Source organism: aff. Roholtiella sp. LEGE 12411 (assembly GCF_015206995.1).
Lineage (GTDB): Bacteria > Cyanobacteriota > Cyanobacteriia > Cyanobacteriales > Nostocaceae > Komarekiella.
In genome coordinates this window covers 1-13151 of record NZ_JADEXR010000162.1, presented here as the reverse complement: position 1 = coordinate 13151, position 13151 = coordinate 1, and the positions used below count along the sequence as shown (strand labels likewise).

13 protein-coding genes and 1 pseudogene are annotated in these 13151 nt (G+C 43.4%); 7 read left to right on the top strand and 7 right to left on the bottom strand.

Translation table 11 applies throughout. The annotated features are described in order from the left end of the window. Positions 1–133: 133 nt before the first annotated feature. Positions 134–1108: a cysteine synthase A gene (locus tag IQ246_RS24680; protein ID WP_194005960.1), complete on the bottom strand. Its 975-nt coding sequence runs from the start codon at positions 1106–1108 to the stop codon at positions 134–136. Positions 1109–1124: 16 nt separating this feature from the next. Between IQ246_RS24680 and IQ246_RS24675 the strand changes: the two genes are divergently transcribed. The 5 genes from IQ246_RS24675 (at position 1125) to IQ246_RS24655 (ending at position 4830) form a co-directional block, all read left to right on the top strand. After that, the gene (locus IQ246_RS24675) at positions 1125–1319 is read left to right on the top strand and encodes a hypothetical protein (RefSeq protein WP_194005959.1); all 195 of its coding nucleotides are present in this window, start codon (positions 1125–1127) and stop codon (positions 1317–1319) included. 156 nt (positions 1320–1475) lie between these two features. Next, positions 1476–1802, top strand: coding sequence for a DUF3040 domain-containing protein (locus tag IQ246_RS24670; protein ID WP_194005958.1), 327 nt, complete (start codon positions 1476–1478; stop codon positions 1800–1802). A gap of 23 nt (positions 1803–1825) precedes the next feature. After that, positions 1826–2026 (top strand): hypothetical protein, encoded by a 201-nt coding sequence (locus IQ246_RS24665; protein ID WP_194005957.1) that lies wholly within the window; start codon positions 1826–1828, stop codon positions 2024–2026. A gap of 152 nt (positions 2027–2178) precedes the next feature. Beyond that, on the top strand, positions 2179–3816 hold the full coding sequence (locus IQ246_RS24660; protein ID WP_244142151.1) for a metallophosphoesterase family protein: 1638 nt from the start codon (positions 2179–2181) through the stop codon (positions 3814–3816). 309 nt (positions 3817–4125) lie between these two features. Further along, positions 4126–4830 carry a cytochrome b/b6 domain-containing protein gene (locus IQ246_RS24655; protein WP_194005955.1) on the top strand — a complete coding sequence of 235 codons (705 nt, stop codon included), beginning with the start codon at positions 4126–4128 and terminating at the stop codon, positions 4828–4830. Between the two features lie 198 nt (positions 4831–5028). Here IQ246_RS24655 and IQ246_RS24650 read toward each other — a convergent pair whose 3' ends face one another. Further along, the gene (locus IQ246_RS24650; protein WP_194005954.1) at positions 5029–5727 is read right to left on the bottom strand and encodes a Uma2 family endonuclease; all 699 of its coding nucleotides are present in this window, start codon (positions 5725–5727) and stop codon (positions 5029–5031) included. Positions 5728–5992: 265 nt separating this feature from the next. Here IQ246_RS24650 and IQ246_RS24645 point away from each other — a divergent pair, with 265 nt between their 5' ends. Both IQ246_RS24645 and IQ246_RS24640 read left to right on the top strand, forming a co-directional pair. Next, positions 5993–6310 carry a hypothetical protein gene (locus IQ246_RS24645; protein ID WP_194005953.1) on the top strand — a complete coding sequence of 106 codons (318 nt, stop codon included), beginning with the start codon at positions 5993–5995 and terminating at the stop codon, positions 6308–6310. 235 nt (positions 6311–6545) lie between these two features. Next, positions 6546–8273 carry a succinate dehydrogenase/fumarate reductase flavoprotein subunit gene (locus tag IQ246_RS24640; protein WP_194005952.1) on the top strand — a complete coding sequence of 576 codons (1728 nt, stop codon included), beginning with the start codon at positions 6546–6548 and terminating at the stop codon, positions 8271–8273. Positions 8274–8292: 19 nt separating this feature from the next. Here the strand turns inward: IQ246_RS24640 and IQ246_RS24635 are convergent. The 5 genes and pseudogenes from IQ246_RS24635 to cofG all read right to left on the bottom strand — a co-directional run. After that, positions 8293–8632: pseudogene (locus IQ246_RS24635) on the bottom strand (zinc ribbon domain-containing protein); the annotation flags it as partial. A gap of 91 nt (positions 8633–8723) precedes the next feature. Next, positions 8724–9449 carry a hypothetical protein gene (locus tag IQ246_RS24630; protein WP_194005951.1) on the bottom strand — a complete coding sequence of 242 codons (726 nt, stop codon included), beginning with the start codon at positions 9447–9449 and terminating at the stop codon, positions 8724–8726. A gap of 253 nt (positions 9450–9702) precedes the next feature. Further along, a complete protein-coding gene (gene hflX / locus IQ246_RS24625; RefSeq protein WP_208492290.1) occupies positions 9703–11418 on the bottom strand; it encodes a GTPase HflX in 1716 nt (571 codons plus the stop codon). After that, positions 11315–11647, bottom strand: coding sequence for a hypothetical protein (locus IQ246_RS29975; RefSeq protein ID WP_208492289.1), 333 nt, complete (start codon positions 11645–11647; stop codon positions 11315–11317). Before IQ246_RS29975 ends, hflX begins: the two co-directional genes overlap by 104 nt. Before the next feature lie 116 nt (positions 11648–11763). After that, complete coding sequence (gene cofG, locus IQ246_RS24620; RefSeq protein WP_194005950.1) at positions 11764–12756, bottom strand: 7,8-didemethyl-8-hydroxy-5-deazariboflavin synthase subunit CofG; 993 nt, start codon at positions 12754–12756, stop codon at positions 11764–11766. Between the last annotated feature and the right edge of the window lie 395 nt (positions 12757–13151).

Below are 13151 nucleotides of genomic sequence, written 5' to 3'. Positions count from 1 at the left end.
ATCAGTTCAACATAGCTGACCGCCTTTTCTTTTCAGTGACTTTTCACCTGAACAGATATGTCAATTTTTTATCCATACTTTTCTAAGTATTATTTTCCGCTCGCTTATCTTTAGTCTAAACTCCAGTTATTGACTAATCTATTGAAAGTCCTTTTGAGGCTAGCCACTCACGATTGAATATCCGCGACTGATACCGGGAACCACTATCACATAAGATGGTGACAATAGTATGTCCAGGGCCCAATTGCTTAGCTAAGGCAACAGCTGCACCAACATTAATTCCCGTGGAACCACCCATTAATAGCCCATCTTTCCGTAGCAGTTGGTAAACTACCCGCAACGCTTCTGTATCATCAATCTGGATGGCATCATCAGCGGGTGCGCCTTCCATATTGGCTGTGACACGACTGTTACCAATGCCTTCAGTGATAGAATTCCCTTCTATTTTGATTTCACCAGTTTTGATATAGCTATAAAGTCCGCTACCTAAAGGGTCGGCAACAACGCATTTAATTGCCGGATTTTGTTCTTTCAGGTACGACGCCACACCAGCAAAAGTACCGCCAGTACCAGTTGCAGCTACCCACCCATCAATTTTACCATCTGTCTGCGCCCAGATTTCCGTTCCCGTGGTTTCGTAGTGGGCGCGGCGGTTGGCTAAATTATCAAACTGATTCGCCCAAATGGCATTTTCTAATTCAGCAGCTATTCTGCCAGATAGCCTGACGTAGTTGTTGGGGTCTTTGTAGGGTACAGCGGGGACAGGGCGAACTTCTGCCCCCAAGGCAGTCAGTGCATCTATCTTTTCTTGTGACTGGGTATCGGGAATAATAATTAGGCATTTGTAGCCTTTGGCGTTGCAAATATGTGCTAGTCCAATGCCAGTATTACCAGCGGTTCCCTCAACTACAGTGCCACCAGGTAAGAGGGTGCCTTTCTCTTCTGCATCTTTGATAATGTAAAGTGCAGCCCGGTCTTTAACGGAACCGCCAGGATTGAGAAATTCTGCTTTACCGAGGATTTCGCAACCTGTTTGTTCACTGAAACTGTTTAAGCGAATCAGGGGTGTGTTACCAATAGTGCCGACAAAGCCATTTTTGATATCCATCTTGAATTTACCTAGTGTGAGTATCTATAAAAATTTTGGCTTATGGTGGTGGCAAGATATACGATCGCCTGTTTTCATTTTCCACGCAAGTGCGATCGCTACCGCCACCCCTTATTCCAATTTAGAACAAACCCTAGCAAGATGCGATCGCAACTGTATGTTATTAAATCCACAATTCTTACTTATTCAAAACTTATGTAAAAGTTGCTAAAAAGCAAAATTAATCGAAGTGAACGCGCAGCGTCTGATAGAGAAGAACGCCGAGAATTCGTAGAGTGTGCAAGTCCTATAGGTGTGAGTTAATATCCAAATGGACTAACTTATAAATGCTTGTATCATTTTATTGTCCTGCAAGGGGTGGATATCGATGACATCTCAAGACGATCGCCATAAAGAACTTGAACGGCGGGAACGCACACTACGAGAACGAGAAATGGAAGTAAGGCTGCGGGAGATGGAAGCTGACATCCGTGCTTCTAACGCACCTTTTCATAAAACTGTTAAGCATCAACCGGAAAATTCCTCTAAACTGTGGATTAAAAAAGCTATTCTCGGTGGAAAACTCTTTGCTCTCGGTGTTGCGGTGCTGATTGCGGTCAGGATAGCTTCGGTGATGGCTGGAATTATTATTGTTGCAGCATTGACATGGATATCTTACAAACTATTTTTTGAATCCCCAAAAAATAAGCCTTAATTTAGCTCGACTTTATCCATTTTTTGGCAACGCGAACGCTATCGCTAAAACCTTTGTGTGACGGTAGTTTTACTTTTTTAACTTCATCCATAATCTGTGACTTGGAAAAAGTATTTGCCAAAAAGCTAGGGTTTTTGCCGAATAAAGAAAGCCAAGTTTTTAATTTTGTGACTGTAAATTTGCCCCAGTTAGAAGCTTTTCAAGATGTTCGCCAACAAGGTTAATAATATAATTGCGTTCAGTCGTGGACACCTAAAAATTTGGTATATTACTCATGCTCAAACGCTTAAGCAGCCGCAAAATACTATTAGCATCTGTGTTTTTGCTGTTTATATGCTTTACGCTAGTAGGCGTGCATTCATTTGGTCAAACAAGTATGATATCAGCACCCCAGTTGCTGACCGACCCATTTTTGCAACTGCCAACTGAAACTTCAGTACGAGTAGTTTGGTTTACCGAGTTTGCTGGTACGAAACATCTAGTCAGCTACGGTGAAAATCTCAAGCAAACTGCCAAGGCAAGTACTAATAAACTCAGCCGCACACGCGAAGATCAGCAATCACGAGTAGCAAGCCAAACTCAAAACAGACAATATCAACAACCTATTAAACGCGACATTTGGCGACATGAAGCTGAGGTGACTGGTTTAACTCCCGGTATGCGAGTTCCTTATCGCGTCACGAGTGTACAGAAAAGTGATGAGAGTGTTAGCAGCGATGTTTTTACCCTTGCACCTACTCCAAAATCAGGTACACCGCTGAAAATCCTACTTACCTCAGACCATCAGTTGAAGCCGATGACAGCAGCAAATCTGCAAAAGGTGGTAGAAACAGTTGGACAAGTAGATGGGGTATGGTTTGCTGGTGATTTAGTCAACACGCCCGATCGCGCCTCGGAATGGTTTGATGATAACCGCTATAGTGCATTATTCCCTGGTTTACAAGGTCGTGCTAAATATGAAATGACGCATAATAGCGTTAAGACAATTTACACTGGCGGGAAAATCATTCAAAATGCACCGATGTTTACTTGTATTGGTAATCATGAGGTGATGGGACAGTTTGCTAGAACGGGAAGTTTAAACAATGAATATGATAATACAATTCCCCGTGCAGTCGCCCAAAAACTGTATAGTGATAAATCCCTAATAGATAATTCTTTTAATACTTTTACCTACGAAGAGATTTTCACTCTTCCAAAAAGTAAAGAGGGGGGAAAAAGGTATTATGCAGTCAGCTTTGGTGATGTACGTTTAGTGGTACTGTATGTTACTAATATGTGGCGGACTGCCAGCTTAGATGGAAAGAATAAAGGTAGATATCAAGAAGCAGAAAAAGATTTAAATAATCCGGAAAAGTGGGGTTATGGACAGATTATTTATGAGCCAATTGCGAAAGGCAGCAAGCAGTACAGTTGGCTGGAGGCAGAACTAAATAGCCCTGAATTTCAACAAGCAAAATACAAAGTTGTGATGTTCCATCATCCACCCCACACTCTGGGCGATAACATTGTCCCTGCCTACACAGACCCAGTACAGATAATTGAGCGGGATGATGGCAAAATCAAGGCAGTGCGTTACGAATACCCCAAGGACGCAGATTATATTATCCGCGATGTTGTCCCGTTGCTAGAAACAGCTGATGTGCAATTGGTATTTTATGGGCATTCCCATTTGTGGAACCGCTTTGTTAGTCCTGGTGGAATACACTTTCTGGAAACATCTAATGTTGGTAATAGTTATGGCGCTGCTTTGGGTGAAAGAAAGCGAGAAGTGCCAACTGGTTATCAAGAGGATTATGTTAAGCAAGGCAATCCTAATGGTTTAGAACCTATAATACCAACGATCGCACCCTTGATAGGCAAAGATGGTAAACCAATACCTTATATTGCCAGTAATGATATTACGGTTTTCAGTATCTTTGATACAGGGACAGGTACGGTAAGCAGTTATCGTTTTGATACCCGCAAGCCAGATTCAGAGGTTGTGAAATTTGATGAATTTAAGTTAAAATAGTCGCTAATTCATTCTAAATCAACATCAAGCGATCGCAGTCTTTCTGCCAAACGTTCAGCCCGTTGGCGTTCTTGTTGTAACTCCAATTGTGCCAGATGAGGTGCATGATGTGGGTATAAAAGCGAGCTAATTTGGCACTGATAGCACTTATAAGTATAATCTGCCGATTCTTCCAGTTAACGCAGCGAAGTTGGTAGAAAGCTTTATTATGAGGTTTTTAGTATTATGGGGCGATCGCACTCACAATTGCAAGATGAAGAGTGAAACTGCTCTGCAAAAGCTAGCGCGTATTAGTGAGAATTTTATTTGATGAAATCAAGTCAGCCTTATCAACCGCTGCTCCTGCGGATTCTGCATGGAATCACTAGTCTTTTTCTCATTGCTGCAATTTTGACCGCTTTCTGGACTTATGATCTTTATGATGGTCGATGGGGAAGAATTCCGCTTCCTTCCTATAAAGACATTGAAGGTTTGCACGGAACCTTCGGGCTGTGTACCTTGCTAATTTTCCCTACCTTTGTTCTCTATGCGTTTCATCGGGGGCAAAGGCGGCTTATTCAACCGAATTCTTTCTCTAAACTAGCTAAAGTTGGTGAACCAATTTGGTGGTATACGTTAAACCGTTTTACCAACACGTTTGCGCTTTTTGCATTAAATTTTGCGCTCTTCAGCGGCAAGATGATGGATGAAACATGGCTGCCAAAGGGAGAACTCAATCATACCTGGTACTACGCACACTTAATTGCCTGGGTGATTATAGTTGTTTCCATCGCTCTTCACATCCTGATGAATGCAAGGGTTGGCGGACTACCGCTACTACTATCAATGCTAAATTGGCAATTCCGTGACAAAGATAGTCCTGCTCTGTGGTCTACTCATCTCTCCACATGGTGGTCGAACCTGCGTCGGGGTTCATCGTCAAACTGCTTCCAGTCAACGCTTGTGCTGGCTGTCATAGAGTTTATACTATTGCTCAGCATTACGGCTGCCTGGATTCTTCCACTTTTTAAGTAGTCGAAGGCACAGTTGTTGTGTCGGCTCAATAAATAGGGGTAGCAGGCAAACAGCCTAGCAGCTGATGACAGATGACGCAAAAGCAATCGAGTGACAAGTTAGTAGAAAATTGACTACAAATTATCGACGTTTTGATACCTGCAAGCCAGATTCGGAAGTTGTGAAATTTGATGAATTTAAATTAAAATAGTTTTCCTCTCACTCTACATCCATACCCAAAGCACGTAGTCTTTCTGCTAACCGCTCAGCGCGTTGGCGTTCTTGTTGTAACTCTAGAGTTTGTTGTTGTAATTCTAATTGTGTCTGTAATGCGGCTTCTTCTGGTGTTGGCACTAAAACACCTTCAAGAGTAAAGTAGCGTAGCTTTCCTGAATTGATGCCCAGGTACAAATCTAACTCCTGACTCCAGCGCCAGCCATTAGCATTGGGTGCTATATCTTGATATTCACTTCCTACTAGGCGAAAACCAGCAAACTCTAGAGTGTCTGGGGAGAAATAGAAATACTCTGGTGTATGGAAACGATCTTGATACAGGTTTTTTTTCAAATTTCGGTCTGTATCGGCGGTGCTAGTTGAGAGCAGTTCGATAATTAAATTGGGATATTTACCATCTTCTTCCCACACCACCCAAGAATTACGGGGATGCTTTTGTGTCTGTTTGATTAAGAAAAAATCAGGACCGCGAAAATCACGATTTCGCAGTTGTTGGCGACTAAAATAAATGGTGAGATTAGCACCAATGAAGTAATCATTCCTGTCACGCCACAGCCATTCTAAACAGGTGACAAGCAGCAATAGCTGCATATAGTGCAGAGAACTTTCCATTTCCGGCTCATCGCTATATAGCTGACTAGCGTCAGGCATGATGGCGTCTAGTTGTTGAGGAGTCAAAACCATTTGGCTGTGCCTCACCGCTGTTAGGGCTAATTTATATTAGCGTCATTGGAGGGTCGTCTGATGCTATCTTTCATATTTTTGTGGTCATTATGTAATATTGACCATTCGCAAAAAATATCAACAGTTAACCGAAGAATTCTGTTCATTAACAAAAACAGTTAATTGTGAAGCGATATTACAAACCTTGCAAAAATATTTAGAAACTGTCTAGAAACCAAACATGGCTCTAACGTAGAATCTATAGGAGAGACTTGAGGCAAATGTGATGACCACGAGTAATATTCAAAAGTATCGGTTTGTCTGTACCCTGACCTTTGGTGATATATATGGTCAAATAATTGTTTGGTTGATCACAATTACCCTAAGTTTGGCCTCAGCCTTAGCGCTGATGGGTGCTAGGCGACCAGTGTATGCTTTAGCAACGGTGGGTCTTGTCGTCCTGCTATCGTTGCCTTTCTTGTTGTTTGCATTTGTCACTACATTGTTAAATCATATTGAAGTAACTCCTGTAAATGCAGGAACTAAGACTGAACCTATACCCGGTAATGTTTCTCAGCAACAACCTGTACAAGCGACTAGCTGAGTGGTTTTCCGACTCCAATCTGAAAACCAACATACTGGCTACTGCTTGGAGCTTTTCACCAAATCAAAATCCAAAGTTAAAATCATATCCCTGTCTATAGACAGGGAATTTTTTTGTTGAGATGTGGAAGTTGTGAAAGGAAGCTTTTGACCATCAAATTTTTCTCTACAATGCACTGTCTCATGAATCACGTCTCTACAATAGAACAGCAGCTTTTTGCAGTCGAGGGCTAATTATGCTAGAACACGATGTGATTATTATCGGGGGTGGATTGGCGGGATGTCGCGCTGCTGTGGAAATTGCTCGTACTGACCCCAGCTTAAATATTGCTGTGGTTGCCAAAACCCACCCAATTCGTTCCCACTCAGTGGCTGCTCAAGGTGGTATGGCAGCCTCACTAAAAAATGTTGATTCAGAAGACAGCTGGGAAGCACACGCTTTTGATACTGTTAAGGGTTCCGATTACTTAGCAGACCAAGATGCAGTAGAAATTCTTGTCAAAGAAGCGCCAGATGTGGTGATTGACTTGGAACACATGGGCGTTTTGTTCTCTCGCTTGCCTGATGGTCGTATTGCCCAAAGAGCTTTTGGTGGACATTCCCACGATCGCACTTGCTACGCGGCTGATAAAACTGGTCACGCAATTTTGCACGAATTGGTTAATAACCTACGGCGTTACGGTGTGCAAGTTTATCAAGAGTGGTATGTCATGCGCCTGATTTTGGAAGAGGATCAGGCGAAGGGCGTGGTGATGTACAGCCTCTTAGATGGACGTATAGAGGTGCTAAGGGCTAAGGCAGTGATGTTTGCCACGGGGGGGTATGGTCGCGTTTATAACACCACCTCAAATGATTACGCTTCCACTGGTGATGGTTTGGCAATGACTGCGATCGCCGGTTTACCCCTCGAAGATATGGAATTCGTCCAATTTCATCCCACGGGTTTATATCCGGTAGGCGTGTTGATTTCGGAAGCAGTACGGGGTGAAGGAGCGTATCTAATTAATAGTGAAGGCGATCGCTTTATGGCGAACTACGCACCCAGCCGTATGGAACTGGCTCCTCGTGATATTACCTCACGGGCGATCGCTTACGAAATTCGCGCTGGTCGTGGTGTTCATCCCGATGATAGTGCTGGTGGCCCCTTTGTCTATCTTGACTTGCGCCATCTGGGCAAAGAAAAAATCATGAGCCGCGTCCCCTTCTGTTGGGAAGAAGCTCATCGCTTAGTGGGCGTTGACGCGGTAACTCAGCCGATGCCAGTCCGCCCCACAATTCACTATTGTATGGGCGGTATTCCAGTTAACACCGATGGTCAAGTCCGCAGTAGTGGCGATAGTCTAGTTGATGGCTTCTTTGCCGCTGGTGAAACATCTTGTGTTTCTGTTCATGGTGCAAATCGTCTCGGTAGTAATTCCCTACTGGAATGCGTGGTGTATGGTAAGAGGACTGGGGCTGCGATCGCCCAATATGTACAAAATCGGAAGTTACCCTCTGTAGACGAGCAACGTTACATAACAGAAGCTCAGCAGCAAATCCAAGCTTTAATAGAACAGCCAGGAAAGTACCGCATTAACCAAATTCGTCAAGCTTTTCAAGATTGTATGACTCAATTCTGCGGTGTTTTCCGCACCGAGGAATTAATGCGTGAGGGTTCGCAGAAATTAGCACAAATTCAACAGCAATATCCTCAAATTTATTTAGATGACAAAGGCCGTTGCTGGAATACAGAAATTGTCGAAGCTTTAGAACTGCGGAGTTTAATGATAGTAGGGCAAACAATTTTAGCATCAGCCTTAAATCGCCAAGAAAGTCGTGGTGCTCATTTCCGCGAAGATTATCCCCAACGAGATGATACTAACTTCCTTAAACACACAATGGCTTATTATTCACCAGCAGGAATTGATATTCAATATCGACCAGTGGGAATTACCATGTTTGAGCCAAAAGAGCGGAGATATTAGTTGTATCTTGAGGAGTGAACTACCCACACGGACTTGGAGTACCAAGTACAGTTTGGGTTTCTGTAATCACGGGGGAGTGCCACTACTATAGACTTTCGCCCAAGACTAGGACTTACATCCCCTCCTACAGCAGAGACGGCTGAACCTTCCGCCTTTATCATTCTGATTCCTTGTGCTCTAATATTTATGGCTGCGTTTCGATCACGGTCATGATGAGTACCACAACGAGGACAAGTCCATTCCCGGACATCCAACGGCATCTCACCTATTTGATAAAAACAATTAGAACAGAGCTTAGAACTAGGGAACCACCGATCAACCTCAATCAATTTCCCGCCTTTTTGTTGGAGTTTGTACGCCCTGCAACTTTAGTTTTAATTAATACTCTTAACCTTCAGCATAGCTGCCCTCGACCCTCTGCCTTTCTTTGTAAAAGCCACCCAAGTTGAATCAGCAGTGTTGTTGACTGCTATGGAGACTGTTTGTTTTTTTTGTGAGTCTCAAAACACCTACAGCAAATAAGCCAATAGCCTCAGCAGTACTAGGCTCAGGTACTTTTTTAGGTGGAGGTGGCGTGGGAGTGTAGTAAGTAGCTTGTCCTTTAAGTTTGCTACTTCCTCCGCGACTATTTCCAGAACCTACGCTCATTAGACGCACTCCGAAGTTCTGCTCAGAAAATTGAGCCAGGGTTAAAACTTGTGAACTGTGGGATAGGGTAAATGTTGTCGATTGAATGTCGCCTTTTCCATTTCCTATACCTTCTTGACCAATTTCTACCCCAGCATCAAAATAACCGCCACCACCGTTCAGATTGTTACTACTGCTACCGATAGAGTTAATTGTTCCAGCAGCGCCAAATTTGCTGGCTGTGATATCTGTACCCACTACTTGGAGGCCAGTGAGAAGCGAATCGTTTAAAATATTGAAGAAAACGCCCCGTATGTCAGCAATTGCGTTATTTCCAGTCGATAAAAAGTCTACTTTGAACTGAACTTTTCCAGTTCCTGCTATTTGGTCATCCAAAGTAAACTTTACCTGAGTATCAGAACCTGTGAATTCGTTGATAGTGAAATTTATAGAAGCGGCGTTAGCAGGGGAAAAGGTAGAAAGTGATATGACAAGGGTAGTAGCAGCCAAAATGCTGGGTAATACAGAAGTTAAAAAGGGGTTTTTCATATTGAACAGTACTTACGAAATAGAACCTTGAGACTCAATTGGTGAAGATGACAATTTGATAAATTGCTATCCATCTGACTGATATTAAAAGCACTCTACAAATAGGCTTTACACTAATCTAGGCATCCAAGGGTGAGTTGTCTATAATACAGACCTTATGTTCAAAAACACTTTATCTTTGGCTTCAAATCATGAAAAAACCCAGTAATAATACTGAGTCTATAAATGTTATAAATCAACTAAATTTCTATATTTACCCACCGTCCACGGCGTATTGAATTAGCTGAGCAAGTCGCTGGCGTAAGGTTTCTAATCCCAAGCGCTGACTTGCTGAAATAAACACCGCCAAGGGAAACTCTTCCTGAGCTAAAGCTAGTGTCTCGCTACTTGCTTGATCAATCTTGTTAAAAGCAACTAGTGCTGGACCGGGAGTCACTGGCATTTGCGCTAGGATTTCCCTAACTGCGCGAATATGACTCAACCAAGCAGGATGAGACAAATCCACTAAATGCAGTAGAGCATCCGCTTCTGTGACTTCCTCCAAAGTAGCGCGGAAGGCATCCATTAAAGATGTAGGCAGTTCGTGTATGAACCCTACCGTATCTGTGATCAGAATTTCTTCAGGTTCATCAGCTTCGCCATGAGGAATCACCAGGCGGCGCGTGGTGGGATCGAGAGTTGCAAATAACTGGTCGGCTGTATAAACTTCAGCATTAGTGAGAGCATTCAGCAAGGTGGACTTACCGGCATTGGTATAGCCAACCAAAGCAACTGAGGGAACTTCTTGATGCTGCCGTCGCTGCCGTAACCTCGAACGATGTGCTTGCAATTGGTTTACTTCTTTTTGCAGTCGGGAAATGCGCTGCTGGATGGCACGTCGTTCAGTTTCCAGTTTGGTTTCACCAGGGCCGCGAGTCCCAATACCACCACCTAATCGTGACATTGTACGACCTCTACCAGCTAGTCGCGGCTGCATGTATTCTAACTGTGCTAGTTCTACTTGTAATTTACCAGCACGGGACTGAGCGCGTTGGGCAAAGATGTCCAAAATTACTTCGGTGCGGTCAACCACCCTGATACCGATTTGCATTTCTAAGTTGCGGACTTGGGAAGGTGATAGGTCGCGATCAAATACGACTAGATTAACGCCTAGGGTTTGGGCAGTTAAGGCGATTTCTTGCACTTTACCTTCGCCAACTACTGTCTGGGGATGAATACGCGATCGCTTTTGTTGTACTGTTTGTAATACATCTCCGCCAGCAGTATCTACCAATCGTGCTAATTCTACTAAGGTATCCTGGAATCCTTGGCGACTCCTCTCACTGGTCATCAGCCCCACAATTAGCACGCGATCATGGTCAGCATCTACTTCCTGGGCAATGAATTCCCTGTGGAATTCTGCTTCCAGATTTTCCACCAAGTCTACTAAATCCTGCTCTGCCAGATCATCCAGGCTCAAAGGCGGCGATATATTCCAACTTGGAGATTGGACTTGGCTTTCCACCATTTTGAGTGCAGTGGGACTAGTCACAAGAGTGCGAGATTCTTGGGGCGTTAGATGAGCCAAATAAACTTCTTTGACATACCCAGTAGCGCCGCCTCCCCGCCGTGTGAATCCTGTGCCAGTAATGTTTAGGACAACCAAAGCATCTAAGCGTTGTAGTGCCATAGCTGTCAGCGCCGCCTCATTAGGTGGTTCTGGCTTGAGATGGGTAGCAATACAACGGATACCGCTGAGCCGTTCTGCACCGTAACGGGGCAATTCCAGCGGTGGAATTTGTGTTTGACGTGGTGTACCTACCCCTACACGAATCACTTGCCCCCGACGGTTGAGGTAGGCACATACAGGTTGATTAACTTCTGTGCTAATTGCTGCCAGTCGCTGGGAAAATTCGGACGTAGTGATGCGATCGCCCGGTATGCGCTGGTGATACAGCCGCTGTAGTTGCTTCAGCTGGCTGGACTTCAGACCTTGGAGATTTCCAAAGATAGTCTCTATAGACGTTTTTGACCAGTAAATGGCCCCCCGAATCCTTACTATATCTATTATACAACAGTATTTGGACTGTAAACTCTATCTTAGAAAAAACAGAGGAAGACCAATCAAAATCTCTGTCCCTAGATTTTAGCAGGAGCGGTGTTTCGCTCGGTAAGCTAAGGGACTTCCAAGTTGCACATTCACTGGCTAAGACCGTCATTAATCATTTGTCACCTGTCCTTTGTAAATACTTTTGACTAATGACAAATGACGCATGACAGCCCTTATGAATGATTGTGCAATTTAAATGTGTTTTAGCTTATCTACGTTTGTTAATTAGCCCTGTCTTTGCAAAACAGAAGCTGGGGTTAAATTGTTAAGCCATCGTCTCAGTGCTGTTTGCAATTCCCCCGACAACCAGCCATGAAACTGCGGATAAATTGGCGATCGCGGCACTAATTCCCACCCCGCTGACTGTAAAATTGCTCTCAATGCTTGCTCTTGAATATGGGGATAATCAGGATTCACTTCATCTTTTGGCCCTATTCCGCCCAAGTCTCGCGCACCAGCTTCGATACAAGCAAGCAACCATTGCTTATCTTTAACTAAATTTGGTGGAATTTGAATAGTAATATCTGGCGGTAAAATGTGACGTGCTTTGGTAATGACTTCTGGTAGTTGATAGGGGTCAAAGGAAGGTGCATCAAAGGTTTGCTGATTTCCTGGACTGTGAGGTTGCAGGATGACTTCTTGAATGTGATGGTAACTTCGATGCAAATTGGATATAGCCGCCAATGTTTCCCACCAATCATCTTCAGTTTCCCCAATTCCCAACAGTAGCCCGGTTGTAAAAGGAATCTGCAACTCTCCGGCCCATTGTAATTGTTGCAACCTTACTGCTGGTAATTTACTCGGTGCGTACCGATGAACAGTATTTAACAATTGTGGTGTTAATTGTTCCAACATTAACCCCATTGAAACATTCACACGCTTCAGCTTTTGCATCTCCCAAAAACTCAATGGCCCTGCATTAGTATGCGGTAAGAACTTCATTGAAAGTGCTAATTCACACAAATCATAAATCCGCTGAAACCACGCCTGACGCTTTGGTGAATGGGGATGTACTTCACCACTGAGTATGAGGATTTCACAGATGTTTTGAGTTTGAAGCTGTTTTAAAATACTTTCTGCTGCTGATAGGCTCATCCAGGGACTTTTACCCGGTTCGGTGCGAAAGTTGCAGTAAGTACAGCGATTGAAGCACTCATAAGTCGGAACAATTGTATAAGCAGGGCTATAAGTGACAATGCGGGAATAATCAATTGGCATATAACAGGCTCTATCTCACTACGCCACAATCTCTACCTGAGTAAGGTTACGAAAACTGAGCCGATTCAAATTGTCATACTAGGATGACTGCAATTAAAGTTTATATTTACCAAACTTCTGCTCTCACTGCATTTTAGGCGATTTTATGCTTGTAAAATACAACTTTAGAGCTTTTTACAAGCTTATCTACCGGGTTAATAGAAAAATTTATTTACAAAACACTTTACAAAATGCAATCTTTTATTTAAGATAAGTTACAGGTAGTAAAGCCTACCTAAACATCATAAAAACAAAGCACTTATAAAACCATGACAGCAACCTTACAACAGCGCAGCAGCGCCAACGTATGGGATAAATTCTGTGAGTGGATAACCAGCACCAACAACCGCCTATAC

Excerpts from the sequence above, each read along its gene's own strand:
- IQ246_RS24640 (WP_194005952.1), top strand. The coding sequence starts at position 6,546 with ATGCTAGAACACGATGTGATTATTATCGGGGGTGGATTGGCGGGATGT.
- IQ246_RS29975 (WP_208492289.1), bottom strand. The coding sequence starts at position 11,647 with ATGACGGTCTTAGCCAGTGAATGTGCAACTTGGAAGTCCCTTAGCTTA.
- IQ246_RS24680 (WP_194005960.1), bottom strand. The coding sequence starts at position 1,108 with ATGGATATCAAAAATGGCTTTGTCGGCACTATTGGTAACACACCCCTG.
- IQ246_RS24670 (WP_194005958.1), top strand. The coding sequence starts at position 1,476 with ATGACATCTCAAGACGATCGCCATAAAGAACTTGAACGGCGGGAACGC.
- IQ246_RS24660 (WP_244142151.1), top strand. The coding sequence starts at position 2,179 with ATGATATCAGCACCCCAGTTGCTGACCGACCCATTTTTGCAACTGCCA.
- IQ246_RS24630 (WP_194005951.1), bottom strand. The coding sequence starts at position 9,449 with ATGAAAAACCCCTTTTTAACTTCTGTATTACCCAGCATTTTGGCTGCT.
- cofG (WP_194005950.1), bottom strand. The coding sequence starts at position 12,756 with ATGCCAATTGATTATTCCCGCATTGTCACTTATAGCCCTGCTTATACA.
- IQ246_RS24655 (WP_194005955.1), top strand. The coding sequence starts at position 4,126 with ATGAAATCAAGTCAGCCTTATCAACCGCTGCTCCTGCGGATTCTGCAT.
- IQ246_RS24645 (WP_194005953.1), top strand. The coding sequence starts at position 5,993 with ATGACCACGAGTAATATTCAAAAGTATCGGTTTGTCTGTACCCTGACC.
- IQ246_RS24650 (WP_194005954.1), bottom strand. The coding sequence starts at position 5,727 with ATGGTTTTGACTCCTCAACAACTAGACGCCATCATGCCTGACGCTAGT.